Genomic DNA, 26,661 nt, shown 5'->3' with positions numbered 1-26,661 from the left:
GCCAGTCGCCATTGGTTCGGCGCCCCGTGCGGCCGCGCCAATGAAACCATCAGGGACGACAAGGTCGTAGCAACGCAACGCTGAACTCAGTTCGGGAGGAGGGGCTTTTGAGCCACGACGCCGCCGATTCCGCCGAACTGGATCCCAAGGTCCCTCCCGAGGAGGACCTGGAAGACCTGGCCCTCGACGAGGACTACGCCCTCAACGCCGACTATGTGGATCTGGTGGTCAGCGCGGCGGACCGTGGCGACGGGGAGCGGCTGCGTGACCTGCTGGCGGCCCTGCACCCCGCCGACGTCGCCGACCTGATGGGGTTCCTGTCGGCGGACTATCGCGAGGAGATCGTCCCGCACATCGCCCCGGAAGACCTGGCCGACATTCTCGCCGAGCTCGAGGGCTCGATCCGCGAGGAGGTGCTGGAGGCGGTGGCGCCGGCCACCCTGGCCAAGGCCTTGGGCGATCTCGATTCCGACGACGCCGCCGACGTGGTCGACGACCTGGAAGAGGACAAGCGGGCCCAGGTGCTGGCCGCGATGCCCGATGTCGAGCGCACGGCGATCGAGACGACCCTGGCCTATGAGGAAGAGTCCGCCGGCCGCCTGATGCAGCGCGAGGTGCTGGCGGCGCCGTCGTTCTGGACCGTCGGCCAGGCTATCGACTACGTCGGCCGCGGCGGGGACGACATCCCCGAACAGTTCTTCGACATCTATGTGGTCGACCCGGCCAACCGCCCGCTGGGCGGGGCCTCGCTCAGCCGCCTGCTGCGCGCGCCGCGCGACGCGCGCCTGTCGGACATCATGGAGCCGGTGACCGAGATCCCGGTCGACATGGACCAGGAGGAAGTCGCCTACATCTTCGACAAGTACCACCTGATCTCGGCCCCGGTGGTCGAGCCGGGCGGGCGACTGGTGGGCCAGATCACCGTCGACGACGTGGTCGGGGTCATCCAGGAAGAGAGCGAGGAGGACATGCTGGCCCTGGCCGGGGTGTCCGACGCCGGCCGCGACGCGACCATGTTCGGCATCGTCCGCTCGCGGCTGCTGTGGCTGGTGCTGAACCTGGCGACCGAGGCGGTGGCCGTCGGGGCGATCGCCTTCTACCAGGACGAGGTGGCCAAGATCGTCGCCCTGGCGGTGCTGATGCCGATCGTCTCGTCAGTCGGCGGCAACGCCGGCACGCAGACCCTGGCGGTCGCCGTGCGTGCGCTGGCCGCACGCGAGATGAACGCCTCCAACACGGCGCGGATCATCTGGCGCGAGCTTGGGGCGGGGATCATCAACGGCCTGATCGTGGCCCTGGCGATGGGGGCGGCGGTGACGTTCTTCTACCACGATCCCAAGCTGGCCCTGACCGTGGGCCTGGCGCTGGTGGCCAACATCTTCACCGCCGCGGTGGGCGGCATCCTGGTGCCGCTGGCCCTGGAGAAGATGGGACGCGACCCGGCGGTGTCGTCGTCGATCTTCATCACCTTCCTGACCGACTTCATGGGCTTCTTCGCCGTGCTGGCGATCGCCGCCATGATTCTGCTCTAGCCCGCCCTATCTAGGGCGTGGCCCGGACCTTGCCGGGCGGGGGTGGGCGATTGCGCCCAGTGTTCCATTCCGGGTCAGAGGCGATGACACCCAGGCATCAGATCTCCCGCGCGGCGATCAACCTGATCAAGCGCTTCGAGGGCTTCCGCAGCAAGGCCGCGGAGCTCGACGACGGCCGCTGGACCATCGGCTACGGCCACACCAAGACGGCCCGTTCCGGGACCGAGATCGCCGAGGCCGACGCCGAGGCGCTGCTGCTGTACGACCTGATCAACGTGGCCCACGCGGTGAACGAGTGGACCTACGCTCCGCTGAACCAGAACCAGTTCGACGCCCTGGTGTCGTTCGCCTTCAACATCGGGCTGGAGAACTTCCGCCGCTCCACCACCCTGCGCCGCATCAACGAAGGCCGCATGCTGGAGGCCGCCCTGGCCATGGAGCTGTGGCGCCGCGCCGACTTCGAGGGCGAGCGCATCGTCGTCGACGCCCTGGTGCGCCGCCGCGCCTATGAGAAGAGCCTGTTCCTCAAGCCGGTGGACGCCTGGGCCCCGGCGCCCAGCCCGGTGCTGCCGCCCAAGATCGACTACGACGTCGCCCCGTTCACCCTGACCAGCACCCCGGCGGTGCTGAAGACCGAGCTGTCGGGCGAGCGCGCCATCGCCGAGCGGGTGTCGGCCTCGCCGCTGGTCCCGCTGGAGGACACCGGCCCGACCGCCACCGAGACCGCCGCCGCCGCCCTGGCCCGCCGGCTGGAGGCCCTGGCCGCCGAGCCCAGCGCCGCGCCGGTGCTGGAAGCGCCGGTCCGCGATCCGCTGCCGACGCCCGAACCCGAGGCCCGGCCGGTCGTCGCCCCGCCGCCCGCGGCGCAGGACGAGCTGCCGCCGCCGATCGAGGCGACGCACGAGGAGATCGCCCGGGACATCGACACGGTGCCCGGCGCGCCGGTGATCGCCGACGTGGCGGCCGCGGAGCCGGACCTGGCCTTCACGCCCGCACCCAAGCCCCCCGTGCGCCGCCAGCCGGTGAGCGTGCTGGTGTGGGCGGGCCTGGCCTTCCTGGGCCTGGCCCTGTTCGCCGCCGCCGTGAAGTTCGGTTTCAAGACCCCGGCCGCCGGCAGCATCGGCGGCCTGGACCCGGTGGTGTTCGGCCTGGGCGCCGGCCTGATCGGCATCGCCTTCACCGCCATCGCCGTCTACCAGCTGCTGATGCGCCTGGCGGGCCCGGACACGGCCAAGTCCGAACCGCCCAAGGAAACCCCGGCCGCCGAAGCCGTGACGGGGGACGACCGCGCGGAGGCGTGAGGTTCGATCGGTCCGCTTGGGAACCACGAACCACACGAACCACACGAACGGGTGTCATCCCAACATATGCTCACCCCGGCGAAAGCCGGGGCCCAGGCAACGGCGGCCGCCTTTCCACCAATGTCGGGGCGATAGCCGCTGTTTCGCGCCCCATGTCCCGTCGGCGGTGAGCTTTGCCTGGGTTCCGGCTTCGCCGGAATGAGCCAGGGGCGATCGGCGCACGCGTTCGTGTGGTTCGTGTGGTTCGTGGTTCAAAAACCTGCCGCGCGCCACACGCGCCCGTGCTAACCCGCTCGCATGATCCCGAACCAAGGCCCCTTCATGGATTTCGGCCTCGGCGAGACCGCCGACGCCATCCGTGAGACCACCGCCCGCTTCGCCGCCGATCGCATCGCGCCGATCGCGGCGGACATCGACGCCTCCAACGCCTTTCCGCGCACCTTGTGGCCCGAGATGGGCGCGCTGGGCCTGCACGGCATCACCGTCGAAGAGGACTTCGGCGGCCTGGGGCTGGGCTATCTGGAGCATGTGGTGGCCATGGAGGAGGTGAGCCGCGCCTCGGCCTCCATCGGCCTCAGCTACGGCGCCCACTCGAACCTGTGCGTCAACCAGATCCGCCGCTGGGGCTCCGAGGAGCAGAAGCGCCGCTATCTGCCGGCGCTGATCAGCGGCGAGCATGTCGGCGCCCTGGCGATGAGCGAGAGCGGCGCCGGGTCCGACGTGATCGGCATGTCGCTGCGCGCCGATCACCGCGGCGACCGCTACGTGCTGAACGGGACCAAGTTCTGGATCACCAACGCGCCGCACGCCGACACCCTGGTGGTCTACGCCAAGACCGATCCCGAGCACGCCAGCCGCGGCGTCACCGCCTTCCTGATCGAGAAGGACTTCAAGGGCTTCTCGGTCAGCCGCAAGCTGGACAAGCTGGGCATGCGCGGCTCCGACACTGGCGAGCTGGTGTTCGAGGACTGCGAGGTCCCGGAAGAGAACGTGCTGGGCCCGCTGAACGGCGGCGCCGGGGTGCTGATGAGCGGCCTCGACTACGAGCGCGCGGTGCTCTCTGCCGGTCCCTTGGGCATCATGCAGGCCTGCCTGGACGTGGTGCTGCCATACGTGCGCGAGCGCCGGCAGTTCGGCAAGCCGATCGGGACCTTCCAGCTGATGCAGGGCAAGGTCGCCGACATGTACGTGGCCCTCAATTCCGCCCGCGCCTACGTCTACGCCGTCGCCCGCGCCTGCGACGCCGGCCGGACGACCCGCTTCGATGCGGCGGGCGCGATCCTGATGGCCTCGGAGAACGCGGTGAAGGTGTCGCTGGAGGCGATCCAGGCGCTGGGCGGCGCCGGCTACACCAAGGACTTCCCGGTGGAGCGCTTCCTGCGCGACGCCAAGCTGTACGACATCGGCGCCGGGACCAACGAGATCCGCCGCTTCCTGATCGGCCGCGAACTGGTCGGCGCCGGGTGATCGACCCGGCCGCAGCCTGGTGGCGCAGCTGCGGCCTGGGCGCGCTGGCGGCGATCGATTTCGAGGCGTCCGGCCTGCCCGGGGTGGGGCACAGGACCTTCCCGGTGGAGGTCGGCCTGTCCTGCGTCGCCAGCGGCGACACCCGCGCCTGGCTGATCCGGCCGACCGAGGAGTGGCTGACCTGGGGCTGGGACCCTGCGGCCGAGGCGGTGCATGGCATCAGCCTCGACGAGGCGCTCGGCCGCGGCCGCACCCCGCACGAGGTGCTGCGCGAGTTGGCCGCCATGGCCCGTCCGCTGCGCGTGGTCTCCGACAGCGGCCTCGACGACGTCTGGCTGGGGGTGCTGGCCGCCGGCGCGCGGCGCAGCGTGCCGTTCGAGATCCAGCTGGTCGACCCTGTGCTGGAGGATCTGGCCGCCACCGCCGAGGACGCCGAGGCGGCCCAGAGCGCCGCCGACGGGCGCTATCCGCTGACCCACCGCGCCGGACCCGACGCCCGCCGCCTGGCCGAGGTGATCCGCATCCTGGGCGGCTACGACCAGTTCCCATGACCGGGCTCGCCTGAGAGGGGAACGCGACACGCCTGTGGCGCGAGCCTTGCTAGCCTGCCCGTCACGTGTCGCGAATCGGAGCAGACGCCATGACCGCCCTCAAGCTCGCTCTCGCCCTGGCCGTGATCGCCGCCGGCCCGCTGGCCGCCAACCCCGTGGCCGCCCGCCCCGTCGCAACCCGCGCCGCCGCGCCCGCGTGCCCCGCCAACCTGCATCCTGCGGTGAGCGCCGAGATCGTGCTCACGGGCCCTGCCGCCGAGATCAGCCAGGCCGACTGGCGCGCCTTCGTCGACCGCGAGGTCGAGCCGCGCTTTCCCGGCAGCCTGGCGGCGGACCACGTCTATGCCGAGGGCGACCGTTCGCCCTTCGCCCGGGTGCCGGCCCACACCGTGCTGGTGCTGCTGACCGGCGGCGACCGCGAGCGCGACGGGGTGCACGCCATCCGCGACGCCTGGCGCGAACAGTTCCACGACGCCAAGGCGGACGTCATCGAATCCCCCGCCTGCGTGGGCTTCTAGGCTTCGCTCAAAGGCCAGGCGCTTCACACATCCTGTCCTGGCGGGCCGCGCCAGTAGCCCTTCTCCCCTTGCGGGAGAAGGTGTCTTGCGCAGCAAGACGGATGAGGGGTCGGGCAGCGCGTCTGGTCAGCTGAGCACAAGCGCGAGCAAGCTAATCTGAGAAGACGATCAACCCCTCATCCGACCGCCTGCGGCGGCCACCTTCTCCCGCAGGGGGAGAAGGAACACGAGTGCGCCCCGCTTCGGATGTGTGCATCCCCGGCGCCTACAGACGTCTCTAGTTCCGCCCGAAGGCTTGGCGCAGCTCGTCCTTGGCCGCTTCCAGCGTCTGGCGGTGTTTCGCATCGAGATTCTTGCCGGCGCGGTTGATGTAGAAGGTCAGCATCGACATCGCCGAGCGGTAGGGCTCGGCCTTGCGCCGGTCGCTGTGCTCGGCGGACCGCTTCAGCGACAGGGCGATCGCCTTTGGGGCGTCGGACTCGAAGATGTGCTTCTTCAGGTTCAGGGCGTCGCTGTGTTCGGTGACCTCGGCGGACCACTTGCGTTGGCTTGGCATGATCGTCTCCTTCGCTGGACGAACGCCCGCCCCCACGGCGCCGTTTCGGAACATCGTCTCCCGGCCGGGGTTCTAAGGACCCAAGCTTTTGCAGGAGCGGGCCATGGCCGACGAATTTCCCGAAACGGACGGCGAGGCGGACGATCAGGACGCCGCCGAAGCCTTCGACGAGGAGACCCTGGGCGTCGGCGATGACGGCCGGGGCACGTTCGAGGAACTGCCCGACCTGCTGGACGTCACCGCCGCCGAGGGCGACGAGGACGACGACGAGGCGCGGATCGCCGAGGACATGGACGACGACGAGATCATCGACGCCGAACAGGACGAGGTCCTGGCCGACCCCGAGGACGACGACCTGGCGGCCCGCGGCGACGAGTACGCCGAGAACGACACGGTCGACGTGACGTCGATCCCCCGGCGCTAGGGCCGGGACGCCGGGAACAGGGACGCCGGGAACAGGGACGCCGGGGAACAGAGGACGCCAGGGGAACAGAGGACGATCGCCTCGCGCCTGGAAGGTCTCCGGCCTGAAACCGAATTCCGCCGCCGCGGCCAGGAACAAGCCGCCCGGCGGTCCGTTGCCGTCAAGCGCGTCGTCCGGGCGCCGGCGCGCGCCAAGCCGTGCAAGCCAACGCCCAGGGAGCCGTCGCCATGACCGCGGTCAGCCTGAACCCGCAACGGGGCGCGTCGTCCGCCGGCGCGCCCGTGGCCAATGACATCGACCAGACGGCGATCAACACCATCCGCACCCTCGCCATCGACGCCGTGCAGAAGGCCCAGTCCGGTCACCCCGGCCTGCCCATGGGCATGGCGCCGGTGGCCTATACGCTTTGGACCCGCTTCCTGCGCTACGACCCGAAGGACCCGACCTGGCCGAACCGCGACCGCTTCGTGCTGTCGGCCGGCCACGGATCGATGCTGCTCTACGCCCTGCTGCACCTGTCCGGGGTCGAGGCCGTCGACCAGGAGGGCCGGCCGCAAGGCCGGCCGGCGGTCAGCCTGGACGACATCAAGGCCTTCCGCCAGCTGGACAGCGTCTGCCCCGGCCATCCCGAGTACCGCCTGACCACCGGGGTGGAGACCACCACCGGACCCCTGGGCCAGGGGGCGGCCAACAGCGTCGGCATGGCCATGGCCGAGCGCTGGCTGGAGGCGCGGTTCAACACGCCCGGCCGGACGATCTTCGACTACAGCGTCTACGCCCTGTGCAGCGACGGCGACATGATGGAAGGCGTCAGCGGCGAGGCGGCCTCGATCGCCGGCCATCTGAAGCTGTCGAACCTCTGCTGGATCTACGACGACAACCGCGTGACCATCGAGGGCGGCACGTCCCTGGCCTTCGACGAGGATGTGGCCCGGCGCTTCCAGGCCTACGGCTGGGCCACCCTGGACGTCGCCGACGCCAACGACACCGACGCCTTCGCCCATGCGGTGACCGCCTTCCGCAAGACCGCCCAGGACAGGCAGAACGGCCGGCCGACCCTCATCCGGGTGCGCTCGGTGATCGGCTATGGCTCGCCGCACAAGCAGGGCACATCCAAGATCCACTCCGATCCCCTGGGCGAGGAGGAGGTCAGGCTGACCAAGCAGGCCTACGGCTGGCCGCAGGATGCCCAGTTCCTGGTTCCGGACGGCGTGCGCGCGCAGTTCGACAGGACCCTCGGCCAGCGCGGCCAGCGCCTGCGGGCGGACTGGGAGGGGGCGGTGAAGGGGCTGGATCCAGGCCCGGCAAAGGACCTTGAGCAGATGCGCCGCGGCGCGCTTCCGGACGGCTGGGACGCCGACATTCCCAGCTTCGCGGCCGATCCGAAGGGCATCGCCACGCGCGAGGCTTCGGGCAAGGTGCTGAACGCCGTCGCGACGCGCTATGCCTGGCTGATCGGCGGCTCGGCGGACCTGTCGCCCTCCACCAAGACCCGCCTCGAGTTCGAGGGCGCCGGCGACTTCGAGGCGGCCAGCTACGGCGGGCGCAATCTGCATTTCGGGGTGCGCGAGCACGCCATGGGCTCGATCGCCAACGGCCTGGCCCTGTCGAACCTGCGGCCGTACACCGGCACCTTCCTGATCTTCAGCGACTACATGCGCCCGCCGACCCGGCTGGCGGCGCTGATGGAGCTGCCGGTGGTGTTCGTGTTCAGCCACGATTCCATCGAGCTGGGCGAAGACGGCCCCACGCACCAGCCGGTGGAACAGCTGGCCGCCCTGCGCGCCATCCCAGGCATGATCGTCATGCGCCCGGCCGACGCCAACGAGACCGCCGAGGCCTGGCGGACGGTGCTGGCGCAGACCGAAAAGCCGGCGTGCATGGTGTTGTCGCGCCAGGCGATCCCGATCCTCGACCGGAGCCGCTACGCCAGCGCCGCCGGCGTGGCGCGCGGCGCCTATGTGCTGGCCGACGCCGTGGACGACGGCGGCGAGCCCGAGATCATCCTGATGGGCACGGGGGCGGAGGTGTCGCTGTGCGTGGCCGCCTTCGAACAGCTGAAGGCCGACGGGGTGCGGGCGCGGCTGGTGTCGATGCCGTCCTGGTCGCTGTTCGAGGTCCAGGACGAGGCCTATCGCCGCCGGGTGCTGCCACCATCGGTCACCGCCCGCGTGGCGGTGGAGGAGGCCTCGTCCCTGGGCTGGGACCGCTATGCCGGACCGCAGGGCGAGGTGATCGCCATGCACGCGTTCGGCGCCTCGGCGCCGGGCAAGGACCTGCGCGGCAAGTTCGGCTTCACGCCGGACCACGTGCTGGCGGCGGCGCGGCGCCAGCTGAAGCGGGCTTCCTCCAAGACAGGCTGAGCCGGCGGCGCTGAATCAGACGACACTTGCAAACAGGAAAGGCTGACGCATGCAGCTTGGGGTCATCGGGCTTGGCCGCATGGGCGGCGACATCACGCGCCGACTGATGAAGGACGGCCACCGCTGCGTGGTGTTCGATCGCGACGCCGCCGCGGTCGGCCGGCTGGGCGACGACGGGGCCGGGGTGGCCCGGGATCTGGCCGATCTCGTGCGCCAGCTGGAGCCGCCGCGTGCGGTGTGGGTGATGCTGCCGGCGGGGGCTCCGACCGAGGACACCATCGCGGCGCTCGCGGGATTGCTGTCGGCCGGCGACACGGTGATCGACGGCGGCAACACCTTCTACAAGGACGACGTGCGCCGGGCGAAGGCGCTGCGCGAGAAGGGCCTGACCTATGTCGACGTCGGCACGTCCGGCGGGGTCTGGGGGCTGGCGCGCGGCTACTGCCTGATGATCGGCGGCGACAAGTCGGTGGTGGACCGGCTGGACCCGATCTTCCGCACCCTGGCGCCGGGCGCCGGCGACATCCCACGCACCCAGCGGCCCGACGATGCCGATCCGCGCGCCGTGCAGGGCTACATCCACACCGGGCCGGTGGGCTCGGGCCACTTCGTCAAGATGGTGCACAACGGCATCGAATACGGCCTGATGCAGGCCTATGCCGAGGGCTTCGACATCCTCAAGAACCGGGGCCGCGAGGGCCTGCCCGAGGACGAGCGCTTCGAGCTGAACCTGTCAGACATCGCCGAGGTGTGGCGGCGCGGCAGCGTGGTCTCGTCGTGGCTGCTGGACCTGACGGCCCAGGCCCTGGCCGGCGACGCGGCGCTGGCGAAGTTCACCGGCGCGGTGGCCGACTCCGGCGAGGGCCGCTGGACCATCGAGGCGGCGATCGAGGAGGCGGTGCCGGCCGACGTGCTGGCCGCGGCCCTGTTCGCCCGCTTCCGCTCGCGCGAGGAGCACACCTTCGGCGAGAAGCTGCTGTCGGCCATGCGCTTCGGCTTCGGCGGGCATGTCGAGGGCCCGCCGGCTTGACGGCGCCGCCGTTGGCGAGCCGGCCGCGCGTGCTGGTGATGATGGGCGTCGCCGGCGCCGGCAAGTCGACCGTCGGGCGGCTGGCCGCGGACCGCCTGGGCTGGCCGTTCGTCGAGGGCGACGACCTGCATCCGCCCGCCAACGTCGCCAGGATGGCCGCCGGCGAGCCGCTCACGGACGCCGACCGCGCCCCCTGGCTGCAGGCGGTGGCCGCGCAGATCGACGCCTGGATCGCGGCGGGGCAGGGCGGGGTGATCACCTGCTCGGCCCTGAAGCGCGCCTACCGCGACCGGCTGCGACGGCCGGGCGTGCTGTTCGTGTTCCTGGCCGCCGCGCCGGACGAGGTGTCCCGGCGACTTGAGGCCCGCCGCGGCCATTTCATGCCGGCCACCCTGGCCGGGAGCCAGTTCGCGACGCTCGAGCCGCCGGGCGCCGACGAGGCGGTGCTGACGCTGGGCAAGGGAACGCCAGAGCGCCTGGCGCGGGCGGTGGCCGAGGCTGTCGGAGGGCCTTGAGCCCCGCCGGGGTGTGGGTCACAAACCCCTGGCAACGCTCGGAACCGCCCTGCCGACAAGGGATTGAGGTCTGACCATTCACCTCCGGGAGAGACCTCATGAGCACCGATCCGCACGACAAGGCCGAAGTCGAGCAACGCCTGTGGAAGGAGATCGCCAAGGGCCGCTACGGCATGCTGGGCCTGACCAACGTCACCCCGGCGCAGCACTTCCAGCCGATGACCGCCTTCGCCGAGCCTGAGACCGGCCAGATCTGGTTCTTCACCCGCAACGACACCGACCTGGCGCGCAGCGCCGAGCGCGGCGGCCAGGCGATGTTCGTGATCCAGGCCAAGGACCAGGAGCTGCAGGCCTGCATCGGCGGCTATCTGCGCACGGTTCGCGACCCCGACCGGATCGACAGGTACTGGGGGCCGGTGGTCGCCGCCTGGTACCCGGAGGGCAAGGACGACCCCCGCCTGACCCTGCTGCGCTTCGACGTCGCCGACGCCCAGGTCTGGCTGTCTGAACAGGGCCCGCTGAAGTTCGGCTTCGAGATCGCCAAGGCCAACCTGACCGGCCAGGAGCCGGACGTGGGCTCGCGGGCGTCGCTGGACCTGCGCGGCGGAACCCCGACGCAGCACTGACGAAAAATCTCCTCCCCCCTTTGGGGGAGGGGAATTGCATATGGACTTTGGCTATCAGGGAGCCTGTCCAAGCAAGCCCGCTTCGATGGTCGAACCCGCTTCGTCGATGGTCGGAACGAGAACAAAACGGATTCAAAGGGCCGCTTTGCATTGCTTCGGCGCTCGGGCCGCCAGTCTCGAAGCCAATTCCATATGCGATTCCCCTGCCCCTTGCGGGGGGACGAGAACGGTTCTCTTCCCCCCTTGGGGGAAGTACCCGCGAAGCGGGGGATGGGGGCTCCAGCGGAGAACCGACCTAGCCTTCCCATTCTCCGCGCGCCACGAGGACGATCATCTGCACGCCAGGTTGTCGCGCACGTCGACGGCCGCGATGCGCACCGTGCACACGCCCTGGTCGCGCAGCCACCGATCGCGAAAGGGTGCGGGCCCTGTCGATCGTGCGCTTGGGCGCATCCATGGCAGAGCTCTACCGTGGATGGAACAAAATGGGAACTGTCGGCGCCTGGCTGGAGCCCCCATCCCGGCCTTCGGCCGTACTTCCCCCAGTGGGGGAAGAGAACGGTAACGGCGCTTCTCCTCGCCTCTTTGGGGCCCACAAGGGGGAGGGGGACCCCCGAAGGGGGTGGAGGGGGCCTCGGCCAGCGCCCGGCTACCCCGCCAGCCTCCACGCCAGCGCCAGGTCCTCGACCAGCGCCGCATAGGCCTCGCGCCGCGCCCGCTCGTCGGGAACGCGCAGCAGGAACGAGGGGTGGTAGGTGACGACCGCCTGCGACTGGTCGGGCAGCTGCAGCGCCTGGCCCCGGTTGGCCTTGATCGGGACGGCCTTGCCGAACACGGCCAGGGCGGCGGTGGCGCCGAGGGCGACGATCACCCGCGGGCGCACCAGGGCGCGCTCGGCGTCCAGCCACCAGCGGCAGGCCTGCACCTCGCCGGCGTTCGGCGTCTTGTGGATGCGGCGCTTGCCCTGCGGCTCGTGCTTGAAGTGCTTGACGGCGTTGGTCACCAGCACCTGAGCGCGGTCGGCGCCGGCCTCGGCCAGCGCGCGGTCCAGCATCTGGCCGGCAGGGCCGACGAAGGGGCGCCCGGCCAGGTCTTCCTGATCGCCGGGTTGCTCGCCCACCAGCATCAGCCGGGCGCCGTCCGGGCCCTCCGAGGCCACCCCCTGGGTCGCGTCCTTCCACAGATCGCAGCGGCGGCAGGCCTGCACGCCGGCGGCGACCTGATCGAGGCTGGCCGGCCGCTCGGCCGGATCCGGCGGCGGCGGCGGCCGTGCGCGGGCGGGCGTCCTGCGGGCGCGGGCGGGCTCTGTGGCGGGGCTGGCGACCATGGCGGCGGTCCTGGCTTCGGCGGCGTCGATCAACTCCGGAATGAGCCGCGCCTCCGGAAGGTTGCGCCAATAGCGCTGCGGCATCTCCTTCTTCATCATCCGCACCTTCAGCCGGGCCGGATTGAAGATCGCCGCGTAGTAGGCCTGCCAGTCGCCCTCCAGGGCGTCCTCCGCCGGGGCGTCGGCCCGGGTCGCGCCGGGGCCGAAGGTCAGCTGCCGGCGATCCCAGTGCGCCGAGACCTCTGGCGTCAGGATCGAGAAGGCCTGGTTGGCGTAGCGGGCGGCGAACCAGGGCGCCATGCGCTCCACCACCCGGTGCGGCGGCTCGAACCAGGCGATGAAGCTGTCCGGCGGCGCGCCGGGGACCTGCCGGAAGCGCACGAAGGCCTGCATCTTGTGGGCGGCCTGGCGCACGGCGCGGGCCAGGTGTCCGGCGTGCGCCACCTCCGGGTCCGCGGCCAGGCGCATCAGCTCCGGCTCGTCCCTCAGCCGCCACAGCAGCCGATAAAGGCGGTCGAACCGGTCCTCGGCGCGGTGCAGCACCACGTCCGCGGCCAGCGCCAGGAAGGGCGCCGGGGCGGTGAAGGCCGTCCCGGGGGGCGGGTCGGGCAGCACGTCCGCGTCCGCGAACAGGTCGCCGCCGCCGCCCGCCACCCGCCAGCGCACGGTGTCGGGCGACGCGCCCGCCAGGCGCAGGGTTCGCGCCGCGGCCCGCCACCCTGCGAGGTCGATCTCACTCTCCAGGGTGACGACGGGCACGGCTCAGAACAGCTCCAGCTGCTGCGGCGCGCTCCCCGCCGCCTTGCCGGTGACCACCTGGCGCAGATCGGCGCGATCGGCGGCGGCGCCGGGCGTCCAGCCCTCGGCGACGATGAAGGCCTGGATGGTCTTAAGGCTGCGGACCAGGCCGCGCACGTCTTCCAGCCGCACCCGCCTGACCCGGCGCATCACCAGCAGCCGGTCGACGCTGCGCACCCCCAGGCCCGGCACGCGCAGCAGGGTCTCGCGGTCGGCGCGGTTGACGTCCACGGGAAAGCCCTCGCGGTGGGCGAGGGCCCAGGCCAGCTTGGGGTCGATCTCCAGGTCCAGGTTCTGGTCCTCGGCGATGATCTCGCCCCGGCCGAAGCCGTAGTACCGCATCAGCCAGTCGGCCTGGTACAGCCGGTGCTCGCGCATCAGCGGGGCGCGTTCCAGCGGCAGGCGGGCGGTGGCGTCGGGGATCGGGCTGAACGCCGAATAGTAGACCCGCTTCAGCCCGTACGACCCGTACAGCTGAGCGCTCTGCGCCAGGATCTCGCCGTCCGGCGCGCCGTCGGCCCCGACGATCAGCTGGGTCGACTGGCCGGCGGGGGCGAAGCGCGGGGCCTTGGCCTTGGGCCGGGGGGTGGAGGCCTTGGGGCGAGGCGTCGGGGCGTGTTCCTCCAGCCGCAGCCGCACGCGGCCCATGGCCCGGCGGATGCCCTGGGCGTCCTTTTCCGGGGCCAGATCGGCGAGGCTGGCGGCGCGCGGCAGCTCGACGTTGATCGACACGCGGTCGGCGTAGCGGCCGGCCTCCAGCACCAGTTCCGGCGACGCCTCCGGGATCAGCTTCAGGTGGATATAGCCTCGGAAATCATGCCCTTCGCGCAGGGTCTTCACCACGCGAACCATTTCGCCCAGGGTATAGTCCTCGCTGCGGATGATCCCAGACGACAGGAACAGGCCCTCGATGTAGTTGCGCTTGTAGAAGCCGAGGGTCAGGTCGACGACCTCCTCGGCGGTGAAGCGCGCCCGCGGGGTGTTGGACGACACCCGGTTCACGCAATAGGCGCAGTCGTACTGGCAGAAGTTGGTCAGCAGGATCTTCAACAGGCTGATGCAGCGCCCGTCGGGCGCGTAGGCGTGGCAGATGCCCATGCCGCCATCGGTCGACCCCACGCCCTTGCCGCCGGTCGAGTTGCGCCTTTCCCCGCCGGAGGAGGCGCACGAGGCGTCGTACTTGGCGGCGTCCGCCAGGATGGAAAGCTTCTGACGCAGGGAAAGCTGGGGCACCCCCGAACGATAGTGTTCTTGATTTGTTCTGTAAAGCGTTGCGGCCAGCCCGCCGAGCGCTTAGTCCGGCGCGGAGAATCCCGGGCATGGTGCCGGCGCCCTTCGCGTAGGGGCCTAGGGGACCTTGGGGGCTCGGCGATGGCTCAGGCGGCGGTGGGATCGGACGGTGGGGGGCTCAGCCGGGCGATCCTCGCCATCGCGCTGCCCGCCATGCTGACCAACGTCGCCACCGCCCTGTTCGGCCTGGCCGACATGTGGGTGATCGGCCGCCTGGGCGACGCGCCCGCCCAGGGCGGGGTGGAGGTCGGGGCCAAGCTGCTGACCACCGTGCTGGTGGTGTTCAACTTCCTGCGCTCGAGCACCGTCGCGCTCACCGCCCAGGCCGCCGGCCGCGGCGAGGAGGACACCCAGGCCGAGGTGCTGGTGCGCGCCCTGTTCCTGGCGCTGGTGATCGCCGCGCTGCTGCTGGCGGCCATGCCCTGGGTCAGCGCCGCCGGCTTGGCGGTGCTGGGGGCGCAGGGCGCGATCCGGGCGCAGGCCGGCGCCTATGTGGCGATCCGCTACTGGAGCGCGGCGCCCTTCCTGTTCGGCTCGGTGCTCACCGGCTGGCTGGTGGGGCGGCGGCAGGTGCGGGCGGTGCTGGCCGTCGAGGTCGGCTCCAACATCGTCCACGTCGCCCTGGACCTGACCCTGGTGCTGGGTCTCGGCCTGGGCGTCGCCGGTGTGGCGAGCGCGACCCTGGTGTCGGAGACCCTGAAGTTCACGGCCCTGGCGCTGATGGCGGCGCGCGAGCCGCCGGCCAGGCGGGCCCTGGCCGCGCTGCGCCACCGGGCGACCTGGGCGGCGGGCGAGATCGGCGCCCTGCTGCGGCTGAACCGCGATCTCTTCGCGCGCACGGTGCTGCTGATGGCCGTGGTCACCCTGCTGACCCGGGCCGGGGCGCGGCAGGGGGCGGTGGTGCTGGCGGCCAACGCGATCCTCTACCAGCTGTTCATGCTGTCGGCGCTGATGCTGGACGGCTTCGAGAGCGCCGCCCAGGTGCTGTGCGGCGAGGCCCTGGGCGCCGGCGACCGGCCGCGCTTCGAGCGGCTGGTGCGCGCGATCATGGTCTGGGGGATGGGCTTCGCCCTGGCGATCAGCGCCGTCTACGCCCTGGCGGGCGGGCCGCTGGCGGCGAGCTTCTCTACCGCCCCGGCGGTGATCGGCACGGTGCTGCGCTATCGCTGGTGGGCGGCGGCCCTGCCGGTGGCGGGCCTGGCCTCGTTCGTGCTGGACGGGGTGTTCATCGGCGCCAGCTGGACCCGGGCGATGATGCTGACCATGGCCGCCGCGCTGGCGGGCTACGTGCTGGTGCTGTGGCTCGGCCGCGCCCTCGGCAACGACAGCCTGTGGCTGGCCTACCTGACGTTCTTCCTGTTCCGGGCGGCCGGCCAGTCGATCGCGCTGCCGGGGCTGACCCGGCGCAGCTTCCAGACCTAGGGCGCCGAACGGCTCGGTCTGGTCGCCGCCGGCGCTGCACGCGGTTTGCCGAACTCGGCCAGATTGGCCACCGCGGGCGCGTCGCGCAGCTTCAGGTACAGCTTCCCGCCGGTCGGGCGCGGCACGCTGAGGGTCTCTCCGGTGAAGCCGTCGGGCACCGAGGTGGCGGTTTTGAAGCCCGGATCGGTCGAGACCGCCTGGATCAGGAACAGCCGCGCGCCCGCCAGCTCGCAGGTCTTCGGCCCGCCGCGGCCGCACTCCAGCGCCTTCAGCGCGGGCACGCGCACCAGCTGCGCCAGAGGCTGCCAGTCGCTGGCCACGCCCTTCTTCACCAGCCGGAACCGCAGCGGGCCGAACGCCGAGGCGCCGGGGAAGGCGCGGGTGTCCAGGGTGGCCACGGCGATCCGCGTGTCCTGCAACACCAGGCCGCCGGCGAAGGTCAGGGTGGTCATCGCCGCGCCGCCGCCGGCCGACACCTCCAGCACCTCGTCGCCGGAGAAGCTGGCCGGCGTCTCCGCCTGCACCGCGAACACCAGGGTGGCGCCGGCCGGAACCTCGGACCGGTCGGCCAGCTGCACCGGTCCCAGCGGCGGACGCTGCGTCTGGCGCAGGCTGGCGGCGATCAGGGCCACGTTCGGCCGGGGCGGGCCGACGGTGACCTTCAGCGGCAGGCTGCGTCCGTCCTTGAACGTCACGCTGGCGGAGACCGCCGCGCCGGCGGCGAAGCGGGACACGGCCGCCGGGTCCGCCGCCGCCAGGCTGATCTCCCCGCCCGCCGCGCCGACTGCGGGTTGGATCGGCGCGAAGGCGGCGCCATCCAGGCTGAGGCCCTTCACCTCGTCGAGGCCCGAGCCGCTCAGCACCCCGGTGGTGTCGCCGGCATGGAACGAGAAGCCTTCCAGGCGCCCGGCTTCGGCATAGGTCTGCAGCGGCATCACGTCGGGAGCGTCCAGACCCCACTGGCGCACCAGGATCGCCGCCGGGCCGGGCTGACGACCCTGCAGCGGCAGGGTGACCTGCAGCTCGCCCGGCTGCAGCCGCTTCCACTCCACGGGCCGCGGGTCGCCGCCGTGGTCCTGGAACGTCACGCCGCTGACGCAGGCATTGGCGGCCGCCTGCAGGCGGACCGTGGCGTCGTGGCCGACGGTGATGGCGCCCTCCTGGTCCGAGGCCAGGCCCCAGTGCTCGGCCTGCGCCGACTGCACGCGAAAGCGCGGGCCCTCGAAGGAGGTGAAGCCCCACTGGCCGGCGATCACGGCGTCGAGGCCGCCGCGCAGCTTCGCGGCGCCCAGGGGCCTGGCGTCGACGACCAGGCCGCCGCGGCTGGGATCGGCGCGGGCCGGCAGGTCCACCGACTGGCCGTCGGCGGTCTTCAGCCGCAGCGCCAGATCGTGGGCGTAGGGGGTGGAGAAGGTCAGCGGCGCGCCCTCGACCGGCAGCACGAGGTCCGGCTGGTTGGCGCACCAGCTCTGCGCGGGATCGACCAGGCGCAGGGTGGGCAGTTGCGGCGTGGCGACCGGGGGCAGGGCGGTGACCAGCACCGACAGCGGCGCGTGGAACGAGGGGGCGGTGTTCAGGGCCAGCTTCAGGGTGTCGCCGGCCGCGTCGCCCACCGCCGGAATGTACTGGTATTGCGCGGTGTGCAGGGAATCCAGCACCCGGACGATGTCCATCACCGTGTCGACGTAGATGCCGTATTCGCCGCCGCCGACCCGCGGCGTGGCGCCCAGCTGCTGGATCAGCTCGGACGAGGCGCCGGAGGTCAGGCTCTGGGCCACCGAGGCGCTGTGCCCGTCGTTCAGCACCAGGGCGTCACGGTTGCTCGACAGGCACGCCGCCTGCAGGTCGGGAATCTTGTCCAGGCAGTCGGCGTTGAGCTTGATCGCCAGGCTGCGGGCCAGCAGCGGCGAGATGGTCGCCAGTCGGGTGGGGTCGTGCTGGCCGTTGGCCCCGACGGCGGTCAGGAAGGCGTCGAGGCGCGTGCGGTCGAGGGCGGTCTGGTAGAGGTCCTGCGAGGCGCGCACGAAGGCTCCGGGGCGTCCGCGCACGGCGCCCACCAGGGTGTCGAAGTCGCCGCCGGTCCTGGGGGCCAGGAACACCAGCGCCTGCCGCGCGCCGGGCGGCACGGTGATGGCCAGGCCGGCGCGGCCCTCCGGCGTCCAGGTCTTCACCTGGAAGAACCACTTTTTCGGCGGCGGATTGGTGGCGCCGCGCAGGAAGGCGGCGACCAGCAAATACGGGGCGGACTGGTCGGCGCTGAGGTCGGCGCGGATGCTCAGCTGGTCGCCGGCCGCCAGGTTCGGGACCTCGGCGATCGGCAGGGTGCGCCCGTCGTGCGTGACGCTCACGTGCAGCGTCGGCCCGGCCAGGTCGAACGGCGCGGCCGCCTGGGCGTGGGCCAGCGCTGGAGCCGCGGTCAGGCCAAGCGCCACCGCCGCCGATCTCAGTCTCTGCAGGATCACCGGACCCATTGCCGCCAAACGCTTTGCGCCGCCAAGAGGGAGCCGGGTGTCGCCGCCCACGGCGCCAATATCGTGGCGGCCAAGGGCATTGGGGCCTTTGCGTGTCGGCAAGGCGGCCTTCAGAAGCGTCCGACGACGGACATCTCGAACCGGCGCCCGCGCGGATCGCCGTAGGGATTGTACGACAGGGTCTGAAGCGGCTGGATGGCGCTGTTGTCGATCACCAGCAGGGAGGGCGACGTGTCGAACAGGTTGTGGATGCCGATCCGGTACTCCACGCTCTTCAGGCCGGCGGGCGCCTGGCGCACGGGCTGCTCATAGGAGACCTCGAGGTCGACGTAGGCCTGGGCGGGCACAGTCGCTCCGCCCTGCAGGTAGGCGTTGAGATAGCTTTGCCGCGCGACCGCCGAGCTCGGATTCAGGGAGGTCACGCTGTAGCGGCCGTAGGCCTGGACGTTCAGGTCGGCGCGCCATCGCCCCGCGGACCAGGCGACGCCGCCGTTGCCGCGCAGGGTGAGGGGGCCGTCGATGTGGCCGGCGGTCTGGTAGAAGCCGCGGTCGGGGTCGTCCTTGCGCCGGAAATCAGGCTGCCAGGTGGCGCGAAGATAGAGGCGGAAGCTGCCGAAGCGGGTGTCGCGCCGGTAGCTGGCGTCGAGATCGATGGTCTGGACGATGCTGCGGCCGATGTTGAGCGGCGTGGTGTCGATGTCGATCACCGGGCCGACGGTGTAGCCGGCGGCGATGTCCGCGGCGCTCAGCGGCGCGCGGATCACCCGGCCGGGGAACTGCGCCTCGTGATCCAGGAAGAACTGGAAGTCGACGCTGGCGAAGTCGGTGATTTCCCGCGACTTGTCGATGCGGGTGTAGTCCAGCGACACGCGCAGCCCCGGCGCCCAGGTCGGCGTGACCACGATGCCGGCCGACAGGGTGCGCGCATGCTCCGGCCGCAGGCTGGGCGAGCCGTGCCACTGGAAGGTGACGTCCGTCGCCTCGCCGACCTGGCTGTCGCCACGCCTGGGGTCCAGGCCGATGCCGCCCTCTCCAGCGGGCAGGCGGGCGACGCCCTGGACCAGCTGCGAGGTGGTGGGCGGCAGATAGCCGGTGGCCACGCTGGCGCGCAGCAACAGGCCCTCCACCGGCGTCGCCCGCACCCCGGCCGTGAAGGCGAAGGTCCTGGCGCGCCCGGCGAAGGGCGTCCCCGACAGCACGCGGTCGGGACTGAAGAAATAGGCGTCGGCGGGGGCGGTGGTGGTCTCGCCGTCCACCCGGCCGGCCAGCTGCAGCTCCAGGCCGCGCAGGGGCAGGGCGGAGTCGGCCCGCAGCACCGGCGCGCGCAGCTCGGCGTAGGCCGAACCCACCGTCTGGGTCTGGGGGCCGATCGAATAGAAGTCGACGGCGCCGGTATCGAAATTGGTGAAGGTGGCGAAGGCGTTGGGCTGGTGTTCGCGCCGGAACTCGCCCAGCAGGGTGACGGTGGCCGCTCCGGCCGGCAGCGACAGGGCGGGACCGGAGAGCCGCAGGTTCACGTCGACCAGGGCGTTGACCTGGCGTTCGACGTTGTTGTCGGCGAAGCCTGGCCACAGGCTGGGGATGCCCGCGCCGGTGTCGAACAGGTCGATCTGCTCGGGATCGCCCTGGATGCCCGGCAGGGCCGGCGTGCTGATGCGGTCGCTGGCGCGGCCATAGGTCAGGTCCAGCTCGCCGCTCCAGCCCCGGCCAAGCCGCACGATGGCGCCCAGCGTCGCGCGCAGGGTGCGCACGTCGTCGCTGCTGGTGGCCGCCAGGCCGGGCGTGGGGAACGAGACCCAGGCGCCCTCCGGATAGGGGTTGCTCGGGTCCAGCATCGTCAACACGGCGTTGGTCGGCTGCGTGCGCGGCCCGACCGCCCAGCCCTGGGTGCGCAGGTACAGAACGTCCAGGAAGGTGTCGATCCGCGGGGACAGCTGCTGTCGCAGGCTGAACACCACCGAGCTGATGCGGGTCCGGCTGAGCAGGCTCTGCATCGTCCCCTGGCCATCGGGGGACAGGCTGTCGTCCAGGCTTCCGGCGTTGGCGATCAGCGACGCCAGACCGCCTGCGGCGAGGGGCTGGTTCAGCGGCTTGTGACTGAATTCGCTGGCCTCGGGGTCGGGCGCGCCAGGCAGCGGGCTATCGCCGATGACGTTGAGACTGGACGACACCGGTGGGATACCTCCGAAATAGCCCTTGGCGATCAGCTGCTGGCGCGCCGCCAGCCCGAAGCCGCGCTGGCCCTGGACGAGGCCGGAGTCCTCGGCGTGGCTGAACGCGACCATCACCTGCGTCCGGCCCTCGAAGAGGGCATGTCCCCAGACGCCGTCCACCCGCCAGTGCGGGGCGTCGCCCAGCGTGGTCTCCCCGCCGCTCAGGCCGATCTGCCCGCCGTCGTAGTCGCGCCGCAGCACCACATTGATCACCCCGCCGGTGGCGCCCGGGCCGTAGATGCCCCCGGCTGTGGAGGTCAGGGTCTCGACCCGGTCGATCGCCGCCAGCGGCACGCCGTTCAGGTCGGCCTGCTGGAAGATGTCCTGGCCGGGAATGCTGGGCAGGCGCCGCCCGTCCACCAGCACCAGGGTCTGGGCCGGGCCGAGGCCGCCCAGGTCGATGCGCGAGCGCGCCGCCCCGGCGTTGGCCACCGGCGCCTGGGCCAGGGTTCCGGCCTGGGCGTCGCTGGGTTCGCGCGTGCGCAGATAGTCTTCCAGCGTCTGGCTCTGCGCCGTGGCCAGGGTCTCGGACGAGACCACCTTGTAGGGCTGGATGTCGTCCTCGCTGCGCCGGATGGCCGTGTTCAGCGAGCGCGACCCGACCACCAGCAGCTCGGCGACGGCGGAGGGCTCGGCGTCCGCGGCGCTCGGCGCAGCGGCGGCCGGCGTGCCCGGCACGATCAGCAGCGCGCCGAAGTCGCCGCTGCGGACGGCAAAGCCCGTGCCCGCCAGCATCTGGCGCAGGGCGGCGCGGGCGTCGGCCGCGCCGCGCACCGGCGCGCTGCGGCGCCCGGTCATGCGCGAGGCGTCGAACAGCAGGTCCACGTGGGCGCGGGCGGCGAGCTGGCGCAGGGCGCTGGCCAGGTCCTGGGCGGGAAGGTCGAGACCGCCGGCCGCCCGGGCGGGCGTCGCGGCGAGCGCCATGGCCGAGGCGATCAGCCCGGCCGCCGCGACCGTCGCCGCTCTCGCCCCCATGCCACCCTTCCCGACGTCCCTGGTCTCCCCCGGCTGCAAGCCGGATCGAGGCCGCGGCGGGAGTCACGAATCCTGCGCTGCAACCCGGGTCAGGTGCAAGGCCGCAGCCGGCGCCGGCGCGCTTTCCATGGCCGCTGCCAGTCGCAGCGCCTCGGCGATCTCTTCGGGCCCGACTCCCAGGCGTTGCGCCGCCGCCACGTGCAGGCCGACGGCGCCGTCGCGCCGCAGGCAGGCGGCCGCCACCAGCGCGACCAGCTCGCGCGTGCGGCCGTCCAGCCGGTCGGCTGCCCATCCGTCCTCGCCCGCCAGCCGCGGACCCCCGTCCCAGGCCTGGCAGGGTTCGGGATCTGGGGCGAAGGCGAGGGCGGCGCGGCGCACGGGGGCGACGAACCGATAGCCCCGGCCGGGCACGTTGATGATGAACCGCGCGCCGTCGCGCCCGTCGCCCAGCACCTTGCGCAGCGCCGCCAGGTGCACCCGGATGCTGACCTCCTCGACGGTGGTGGTGGGCCAGACCCAGCGGGCAAGCTCGGCCTTCTCCACCAGCTGCCCGGCATTGGCCAGCAGGCAGTCGAGGATGTCGAGCGCGCGGCTGCCGATCTTCTGCGCGACCCCGTCACGCAGCAGCAGCGCCTGTCCGGGCAGGTAGGTGAAGTCGCCGAACTGCACCGCCGCCGACCGCAGCCGGCCCGCGGAGCCCTCGGGCGCCGGCGCGCGCCGGTCGGGCGCGCGGCCCAAGATGACGGGATTCAGCAGCGGCATGATCGCACCCTCCTGCTCCAGGGACGCAGGCGCGCGGCAAACCCACACCGCCGTTATGCGAATTTTCGAGGATTTTTTGAAATCACCCGCCAGCGCTCCCGAAAATGGGGCGCCCGTCGGCGACGCCTACCGCCGGGTGATGTCGACGCCGCCGTCGGCGCGCTCGCGCACCTTGATCGGATAGATCTCCGCCAGGGTGCGGGCGAAGCGCGTGGGATCGCCGGCGCGGAAGGCGCCGCTGACCTTGAGGTCCTCCAGGCCCTCGACCCGGGCGGGCGGGCCGCCGTAGCGGTTCACCTCGGCGACCGCCTGGCTGAGCGGCGTGTCGTGGAACGTGAGCATGGCTTGCCGCCACGCCAACACCGCCTGGGCGTCGACGGACCGCACGGTGAAGGCGCCCGCCGAGGCTTCCAGCCTCTGGTTGGCGCTCAGCACCACCGGCCGGGTCCCGGGATGGCGCGGCGCGGCGGCCGAGACTCTGCCGCAGATCACCGTGGTGACGGTGCGCTGGCCGGCGATGGCGACGTTGAAGTTGGTGCCGATGTCCGTCAGCACCACGTCCCGCGCGGCCACCTGGAACGGTCGCGCCGGGTCGTGGATCACCTGGAAATAGGCCTGGCCACGGGTCAGGGTCACCCGTCGGCCGACCACCTGGATGGTCGAGCCGGCATCCAGGGTGACGCTGCTGCCGTCGTCCAGCGCCACGGTCGTCGGCAGGCCCGCGCCGTTGTCATAGGTCCGGCCGGCCTGGGCGCTGCTGGCGACCTGCTGGGAAGACGGCTTCTGCACCAGCGCGCCACGCCATTGCAGCGTGACCACGGCCAGCACCACGGCTGCCGCCAGGCCCGCGACGATGGCCGCGCCCAGCCGCCAGCGCGGCGCTGGCGGCGGAGGCGGCCGCGCCGCCAGGGCGTCGCGGCGCATGGCCTGCAGCAAGGGATCGTGCCGCGCCTCGGCGTCCACCAGGCTCCAGACGGTTTCGGCCTGGGTCCAGGCGGCGCGATGCTCTGGCGCGGCGTCCAGCCAGGCGGCGAAGGCCGGCGAGGCGGCCAGGTCCTCGCCGCCCTCGCGGCGGCTCAGCCACTCGGCGGCGGCCAGGGTCGCGGCCGGCGGCGCGCGGACGGGACGCAGGCTGTCGCTCATTCGCGCCCCCCGATCTCGGTCATCAGCACCGCCATCGCATGGGCCAGGTGCTTCTCCACCGCGCTGACCGAGACGCCCAGCCTTTGGGCGATCTCCCGATAGCTCAGCTCTTCCAGGCGCCGCAGGATGAACACCTGGCGGGTGCGTTCGGGAAGGGTCAGCAGCACGGCGCTCACCTTGCCCAGGGCCTCGCGCCCGAGCAGATCCTCGTCCGGACCGCCGGCGACGCCGCCGTGGGTCTCGGGTTCGAACGGAACGTGGCGGTCCGAAAGCCGCGCCTTGCGGCGGCGGTAGCGATCCTGGAACACGCTGCTGGCGGTCTGGAAGATGTAGCCGTCCAGGCGCTGCAGCTCGTCGGCGCCGCCGCGCCGGACGATGCGCAGGAACACCTCCTGAACCAGATCGTCGATTTCGTGGGCTTCGCAACCCTGGCGCGCAAAGTACCGCTGAAGGGCGCCGCGCACCGCCTCGGACCTCTCGGCCAGGACGGCGTTCGATGAGGGTATGGACTGCTCATCGTCCAATCGTCCGCCTCTTCGATCGCCACTGGCGGTCGCCGACGTTCCGGCCACCGGCAGGCCGCCACTGTGCCCGGCCACGCCCCGCGGCACAATCGGCGAGCGGCGCGTCGATTTCCGATCGGGCTGGCGGCCGCAGGAAGCGGGGGGCGCCACGGCATGCCGGCGCTATGCCGGCCGGTTCAGCCGGCGCCAGCGGCCGGGCGTCTGGCCGGTGAAGCGCTTGAACACGGTGGTGAAGTGCGATTGCGCCGTGAAGCCCAGACTGAGGGCGACGTCCGCCAGCGGCGTCTCGTCGCCGGCCAGCATCGCCTTGGCGGCCTCGACGCGGCGCGCCAGCAGGTAGGCGTGCGGCGAGCAGCCGGTGGCGGCGCGGAACTGCGCGGCGAAGTGCATGCGCGACAGGCCGGCCGCAGCCGCCAGCTCGCCCAGGGTCAGGGTGTCGTCCAGGCGCTGTTCGATCAGGGCCTGAACCCGCCGCAGGCGCCATTTCGGCAGGGCCGCGGCCTGGGGCTGGGCCTGGGCGACGTCGATCAGTCGCGCGGCCAGGGTCTCGCCGATCGCCGCGGCGGCGCTGGCCGTGTCCGGCGACTCGCCCAGCAGCATCTGCGCCAGTTGGGCGGCCAGGGGGTCGCAGAACGCACGTCCATCGAGCGAAGCCGGCGCGCGGCCGTGGATCCCGGCGATCGCTGCCTGCCGCCGCCGCAGCGCCGGGGCCGGAACATGCAGGTGCAGCAGGTCGCAGGGCTCGGCGAGGGCCCCGCTCAGCCGCCTGCCGGGCCCGGTGACCACCCCGGCGCCTGGGCGCATCCAGCCGTCGAACACGGCGTTGTCGTCGCAGCGCAGTTCCAGGCGGGTCGCCAGCAGGGCGATGGTGAAGACGTAGTCGTCGCCCGTGTCGAGCGTCCGGCGCGCGCCCGCCTCAAGTTCGCGCCAGCGCGACGTCCGCAGCGGCTCGCCGCCAACGCGGCTGTCGCCGCACACCGGGGTCGAAGGCTGGGAGCCGGCAGCGGACGGGACCCCCAGGCGCGCGGCGACGACGGACATGAGGATCCCTCCACGGACCGCGGCCATTGTGGACCTGTCCCGCGGACGAGGCGGTGAGGCGGTGTTTCGCGGCGTTAAGTCTTGTTGCCCGCCGCGTCGGCTGCAGTCAGACGGCCGTTCGAAAGTGAAACCGACGATGCGGCGGTCGAAGACGCCCGGCGAAGCCGTGGGTCAGTCTGACGAGCCCTGTCGGAGCGCTCGCGTCCATGTCCCAGTCTTCGATCACCAGGCCGGTGGCTGGGCAGGGGCCGCAACAGGCTGCCGCAAGCCGGCTGCGACCTGGAACGCTCGGACCGAGCCTGGCGGCCTCACGCCCGACAACGACATGAAGCTCGTCCCCGGCGCTGGCCATCCCACCAGTTTCTTCGAGCGCGATCCAGGGGCCCCGCTGTGGCGCCGCGCCCTGGCCGAGGGGGTGGGCGCCTTCCTGCTGGTGCTGGTGATCGCGGCGTCCTTCGCCGGGACCTGCTGCCTGCCGCCGGGGCCGGCCACGGTGGCGCGAGCTCTGGCGATTTCCGCGGCCCTGGCGGGACTGATGATTGCCTTCGGGCCGGTGTCGGGCGGTCACTTCAACCCGTTGATCACCGCCTGCCAGTGGTTCGAGCGGCGGCGCAACACCGCGTGCCTGCTGGCCTACCTCTGCGCCCAGCTGGCGGGCGGGGTCTTGGGGGCCAAGGTCGCGGCCGTACTTTTCGGCGCCGTCGGCTGGATGCCGCAGACGACGCCGCCTCTGGCCCTGTTGCTGGCCGGCGAACTGGTCGGCGCGGGTGGGCTGATGATCGTCGTGTTGGCGGTCTCACGGGCCGCCTCGCCGATCGCCGGGGCGTTCGCCGCCGCCGGGTGGGTGCTGGCGACGCTTCTGGTGGTTCCGACGTTCCCGTTCGCCAATCCGGCGGTGGCCCTGGCCGCCCTGGCCGGCGCGCCGCTGCTGTCGGTCAGCCTGCAGTCCGCGGCCGCCCACGTGGCGGCCGAGGTGGCCGGGGCCCTGATCGCCCTGGCCTTGGTCGGCGCAATCTATCCGCTGCCGCCAGCGCCTGCCCGCAAGGCGCCAGGCCATCCCGGCTGAACCGACGTCGCACCACGGCTCCTCTCAGGCCGCGGGATGGGCCAGGACAGCATCGGCCTTGCGCTGCAGGTCCGCCTCACGGCGCAGGCCCCAGACGAGCGCCACGCAGACCGCCACGACCGCCGCGGCGCCCAGCGCCAGGCTGGCGGGGCCGGCCAGGTGCGCGAAGGCCCGTCCGAACACATAGGCCGCCGTGGTGACGGTCGCGGCCCAGAGCGCCGCGCCCAGGGCGTTGAACAGGGCGAAGCGGCGCCAGCCCATCTCGTTCATCCCGGCCAGCAGCCCGGCGAAGGTGCGCAGGATCGCCAGGAACCGGCCCCAGAACACGATCGTCGCCCCATGCCGCAGGAACAGATAGCGACCGATCCTCTGGCGCCCTTCGGTCAGGCCGATGAAACGCCCAAAGCGCTGCAGCACGGGCTCGCCGATCCACCGGCCCAGCCCGTAGCCGAGCATCGAACCGCTGCTCGCGGCGAGGGTCGCCACCGCCACGATCGCCAGCGGATCCAGCCGGTGGGTGCGCGCCGCGTAGAGGGCGCCGGCCACCAGCACCGCCTCGCCCGGCAGCGGAATGCCGACGCTCTCGACGAAGATCAGGGCGAAGATCGTCAGGTAGCCGTACCGGGCCACCAGGACGTGTGCGTCGAAGGTCATGGGCGGGGAATGTCCGACAAGGGCGCCTGTTCCAGCTGAGTTTTGCCGCCCGTTTCGCCGGAGCACGCGGGACGCCGGCGGCGCGGCCGTGT

General features: G+C 72.1%; 22 protein-coding genes. 12 read left to right on the top strand and 10 right to left on the bottom strand.

Annotated features, from left to right (window positions below):
- Nucleotides 1–107: 107 nt before the first annotated feature.
- From mgtE to ACO2Q3_RS10590, 5 genes are all read left to right on the top strand, one after another.
- On the top strand, nucleotides 108–1,532 hold the full coding sequence (mgtE, locus tag ACO2Q3_RS10610; protein WP_423306541.1) for a magnesium transporter: 1,425 nt from the start codon (nucleotides 108–110) through the stop codon (nucleotides 1,530–1,532).
- A gap of 83 nt (nucleotides 1,533–1,615) precedes the next feature.
- On the top strand, nucleotides 1,616–2,833 hold the full coding sequence (locus tag ACO2Q3_RS10605; protein WP_423306540.1) for a glycoside hydrolase family protein: 1,218 nt from the start codon (nucleotides 1,616–1,618) through the stop codon (nucleotides 2,831–2,833).
- 297 nt (nucleotides 2,834–3,130) lie between these two features.
- The gene (locus tag ACO2Q3_RS10600) at nucleotides 3,131–4,300 is read left to right on the top strand and encodes an isovaleryl-CoA dehydrogenase (RefSeq protein WP_423306539.1); all 1,170 of its coding nucleotides are present in this window, start codon (nucleotides 3,131–3,133) and stop codon (nucleotides 4,298–4,300) included.
- Nucleotides 4,297–4,851: a hypothetical protein gene (locus tag ACO2Q3_RS10595; RefSeq protein WP_423306538.1), complete on the top strand. Its 555-nt coding sequence runs from the start codon at nucleotides 4,297–4,299 to the stop codon at nucleotides 4,849–4,851. The genes ACO2Q3_RS10600 and ACO2Q3_RS10595 overlap by 4 nt, the downstream gene beginning before the upstream one ends.
- An 89-nt stretch (nucleotides 4,852–4,940) precedes the next feature.
- The gene (locus ACO2Q3_RS10590; RefSeq protein ID WP_423306537.1) at nucleotides 4,941–5,369 is read left to right on the top strand and encodes a DUF3574 domain-containing protein; all 429 of its coding nucleotides are present in this window, start codon (nucleotides 4,941–4,943) and stop codon (nucleotides 5,367–5,369) included.
- Nucleotides 5,370–5,646: 277 nt separating this feature from the next.
- On the opposite strand, the gene ACO2Q3_RS10585 is transcribed toward ACO2Q3_RS10590, so the two are convergent.
- Nucleotides 5,647–5,925 carry a DUF3175 domain-containing protein gene (locus ACO2Q3_RS10585; protein WP_423306536.1) on the bottom strand — a complete coding sequence of 93 codons (279 nt, stop codon included), beginning with the start codon at nucleotides 5,923–5,925 and terminating at the stop codon, nucleotides 5,647–5,649.
- Nucleotides 5,926–6,028: 103 nt separating this feature from the next.
- Between ACO2Q3_RS10585 and ACO2Q3_RS10580 the strand changes: the two genes are divergently transcribed.
- The 5 genes from ACO2Q3_RS10580 (at nucleotide 6,029) to ACO2Q3_RS10560 (ending at nucleotide 10,883) form a co-directional block, all read left to right on the top strand.
- Complete coding sequence (locus ACO2Q3_RS10580; RefSeq protein ID WP_423306535.1) at nucleotides 6,029–6,349, top strand: hypothetical protein; 321 nt, start codon at nucleotides 6,029–6,031, stop codon at nucleotides 6,347–6,349.
- A gap of 227 nt (nucleotides 6,350–6,576) precedes the next feature.
- Nucleotides 6,577–8,712, top strand: coding sequence for a transketolase (tkt, locus tag ACO2Q3_RS10575; protein ID WP_423306533.1), 2,136 nt, complete (start codon nucleotides 6,577–6,579; stop codon nucleotides 8,710–8,712).
- A gap of 49 nt (nucleotides 8,713–8,761) precedes the next feature.
- Nucleotides 8,762–9,742, top strand: coding sequence for a phosphogluconate dehydrogenase (NAD(+)-dependent, decarboxylating) (gnd, locus tag ACO2Q3_RS10570; protein WP_423306532.1), 981 nt, complete (start codon nucleotides 8,762–8,764; stop codon nucleotides 9,740–9,742).
- An 11-nt stretch (nucleotides 9,743–9,753) separates the two neighbouring features.
- On the top strand, nucleotides 9,754–10,257 hold the full coding sequence (locus ACO2Q3_RS10565) for a gluconokinase (protein ID WP_423306531.1): 504 nt from the start codon (nucleotides 9,754–9,756) through the stop codon (nucleotides 10,255–10,257).
- A gap of 98 nt (nucleotides 10,258–10,355) precedes the next feature.
- Nucleotides 10,356–10,883 carry a pyridoxamine 5'-phosphate oxidase family protein gene (locus tag ACO2Q3_RS10560; RefSeq protein WP_423306530.1) on the top strand — a complete coding sequence of 176 codons (528 nt, stop codon included), beginning with the start codon at nucleotides 10,356–10,358 and terminating at the stop codon, nucleotides 10,881–10,883.
- A gap of 649 nt (nucleotides 10,884–11,532) precedes the next feature.
- Here the strand turns inward: ACO2Q3_RS10560 and ACO2Q3_RS10555 are convergent.
- Both ACO2Q3_RS10555 and ACO2Q3_RS10550 read right to left on the bottom strand, forming a co-directional pair.
- Nucleotides 11,533–12,969, bottom strand: a complete 1,437-nt coding sequence (locus ACO2Q3_RS10555; RefSeq protein WP_423306529.1) for a UdgX family uracil-DNA binding protein — start codon at nucleotides 12,967–12,969, stop codon at nucleotides 11,533–11,535.
- Nucleotides 12,970–12,972: 3 nt separating this feature from the next.
- A complete protein-coding gene (locus ACO2Q3_RS10550; RefSeq protein WP_423306528.1) occupies nucleotides 12,973–14,241 on the bottom strand; it encodes a putative DNA modification/repair radical SAM protein in 1,269 nt (422 codons plus the stop codon).
- Between the two features lie 138 nt (nucleotides 14,242–14,379).
- Here ACO2Q3_RS10550 and ACO2Q3_RS10545 point away from each other — a divergent pair, with 138 nt between their 5' ends.
- A complete protein-coding gene (locus tag ACO2Q3_RS10545) occupies nucleotides 14,380–15,720 on the top strand; it encodes an MATE family efflux transporter (protein WP_423306527.1) in 1,341 nt (446 codons plus the stop codon).
- Here the strand turns inward: ACO2Q3_RS10545 and ACO2Q3_RS10540 are convergent.
- From ACO2Q3_RS10540 to ACO2Q3_RS10515, 6 genes are all read right to left on the bottom strand, one after another.
- Complete coding sequence (locus ACO2Q3_RS10540; protein ID WP_423306526.1) at nucleotides 15,717–18,191, bottom strand: hypothetical protein; 2,475 nt, start codon at nucleotides 18,189–18,191, stop codon at nucleotides 15,717–15,719. The two genes, ACO2Q3_RS10545 and ACO2Q3_RS10540, sit on opposite strands and share 4 nt — an antisense overlap.
- A 110-nt stretch (nucleotides 18,192–18,301) precedes the next feature.
- Complete coding sequence (locus tag ACO2Q3_RS10535; RefSeq protein WP_423306525.1) at nucleotides 18,302–21,379, bottom strand: TonB-dependent receptor; 3,078 nt, start codon at nucleotides 21,377–21,379, stop codon at nucleotides 18,302–18,304.
- A 63-nt stretch (nucleotides 21,380–21,442) separates the two neighbouring features.
- Complete coding sequence (locus ACO2Q3_RS10530; RefSeq protein ID WP_423306524.1) at nucleotides 21,443–22,141, bottom strand: carboxymuconolactone decarboxylase family protein; 699 nt, start codon at nucleotides 22,139–22,141, stop codon at nucleotides 21,443–21,445.
- A 126-nt stretch (nucleotides 22,142–22,267) separates the two neighbouring features.
- Nucleotides 22,268–23,284 carry a FecR family protein gene (locus ACO2Q3_RS10525; protein WP_423306523.1) on the bottom strand — a complete coding sequence of 339 codons (1,017 nt, stop codon included), beginning with the start codon at nucleotides 23,282–23,284 and terminating at the stop codon, nucleotides 22,268–22,270.
- Nucleotides 23,281–23,808 carry an RNA polymerase sigma factor gene (locus tag ACO2Q3_RS10520; protein ID WP_423306522.1) on the bottom strand — a complete coding sequence of 176 codons (528 nt, stop codon included), beginning with the start codon at nucleotides 23,806–23,808 and terminating at the stop codon, nucleotides 23,281–23,283. The genes ACO2Q3_RS10525 and ACO2Q3_RS10520 overlap by 4 nt, the downstream gene beginning before the upstream one ends.
- A gap of 162 nt (nucleotides 23,809–23,970) precedes the next feature.
- Nucleotides 23,971–24,849, bottom strand: coding sequence for an AraC family transcriptional regulator (locus ACO2Q3_RS10515; RefSeq protein ID WP_423306520.1), 879 nt, complete (start codon nucleotides 24,847–24,849; stop codon nucleotides 23,971–23,973).
- 325 nt (nucleotides 24,850–25,174) lie between these two features.
- Here ACO2Q3_RS10515 and ACO2Q3_RS10510 point away from each other — a divergent pair, with 325 nt between their 5' ends.
- On the top strand, nucleotides 25,175–25,915 hold the full coding sequence (locus ACO2Q3_RS10510; RefSeq protein ID WP_423306518.1) for an aquaporin: 741 nt from the start codon (nucleotides 25,175–25,177) through the stop codon (nucleotides 25,913–25,915).
- 24 nt (nucleotides 25,916–25,939) lie between these two features.
- Here ACO2Q3_RS10510 and ACO2Q3_RS10505 read toward each other — a convergent pair whose 3' ends face one another.
- A complete protein-coding gene (locus ACO2Q3_RS10505; protein ID WP_423306517.1) occupies nucleotides 25,940–26,569 on the bottom strand; it encodes a DedA family protein in 630 nt (209 codons plus the stop codon).
- Between the last annotated feature and the right edge of the window lie 92 nt (nucleotides 26,570–26,661).

This window comes from Caulobacter sp. KR2-114 (assembly GCF_049446115.1).
In the GTDB taxonomy this organism is placed as follows: Bacteria; Pseudomonadota; Alphaproteobacteria; order Caulobacterales; family Caulobacteraceae; genus Acaudatibacter.
This window is presented reverse-complemented; position numbering and strand designations above follow the sequence as displayed.

Excerpts from the sequence above, each read along its gene's own strand:
- tkt (WP_423306533.1), top strand. The coding sequence starts at position 6,577 with ATGACCGCGGTCAGCCTGAACCCGCAACGGGGCGCGTCGTCCGCCGGC.
- ACO2Q3_RS10540 (WP_423306526.1), bottom strand. The coding sequence starts at position 18,191 with ATGGGTCCGGTGATCCTGCAGAGACTGAGATCGGCGGCGGTGGCGCTT.
- ACO2Q3_RS10535 (WP_423306525.1), bottom strand. The coding sequence starts at position 21,379 with ATGGGGGCGAGAGCGGCGACGGTCGCGGCGGCCGGGCTGATCGCCTCG.
- ACO2Q3_RS10560 (WP_423306530.1), top strand. The coding sequence starts at position 10,356 with ATGAGCACCGATCCGCACGACAAGGCCGAAGTCGAGCAACGCCTGTGG.
- ACO2Q3_RS10530 (WP_423306524.1), bottom strand. The coding sequence starts at position 22,141 with ATGCCGCTGCTGAATCCCGTCATCTTGGGCCGCGCGCCCGACCGGCGC.
- ACO2Q3_RS10505 (WP_423306517.1), bottom strand. The coding sequence starts at position 26,569 with ATGACCTTCGACGCACACGTCCTGGTGGCCCGGTACGGCTACCTGACG.
- ACO2Q3_RS10600 (WP_423306539.1), top strand. The coding sequence starts at position 3,131 with ATGATCCCGAACCAAGGCCCCTTCATGGATTTCGGCCTCGGCGAGACC.
- ACO2Q3_RS10605 (WP_423306540.1), top strand. The coding sequence starts at position 1,616 with ATGACACCCAGGCATCAGATCTCCCGCGCGGCGATCAACCTGATCAAG.
- ACO2Q3_RS10590 (WP_423306537.1), top strand. The coding sequence starts at position 4,941 with ATGACCGCCCTCAAGCTCGCTCTCGCCCTGGCCGTGATCGCCGCCGGC.
- ACO2Q3_RS10580 (WP_423306535.1), top strand. The coding sequence starts at position 6,029 with ATGGCCGACGAATTTCCCGAAACGGACGGCGAGGCGGACGATCAGGAC.
- ACO2Q3_RS10545 (WP_423306527.1), top strand. The coding sequence starts at position 14,380 with ATGGCTCAGGCGGCGGTGGGATCGGACGGTGGGGGGCTCAGCCGGGCG.
- ACO2Q3_RS10585 (WP_423306536.1), bottom strand. The coding sequence starts at position 5,925 with ATGCCAAGCCAACGCAAGTGGTCCGCCGAGGTCACCGAACACAGCGAC.
- ACO2Q3_RS10510 (WP_423306518.1), top strand. The coding sequence starts at position 25,175 with ATGAAGCTCGTCCCCGGCGCTGGCCATCCCACCAGTTTCTTCGAGCGC.
- gnd (WP_423306532.1), top strand. The coding sequence starts at position 8,762 with ATGCAGCTTGGGGTCATCGGGCTTGGCCGCATGGGCGGCGACATCACG.
- ACO2Q3_RS10515 (WP_423306520.1), bottom strand. The coding sequence starts at position 24,849 with ATGTCCGTCGTCGCCGCGCGCCTGGGGGTCCCGTCCGCTGCCGGCTCC.
- ACO2Q3_RS10525 (WP_423306523.1), bottom strand. The coding sequence starts at position 23,284 with ATGAGCGACAGCCTGCGTCCCGTCCGCGCGCCGCCGGCCGCGACCCTG.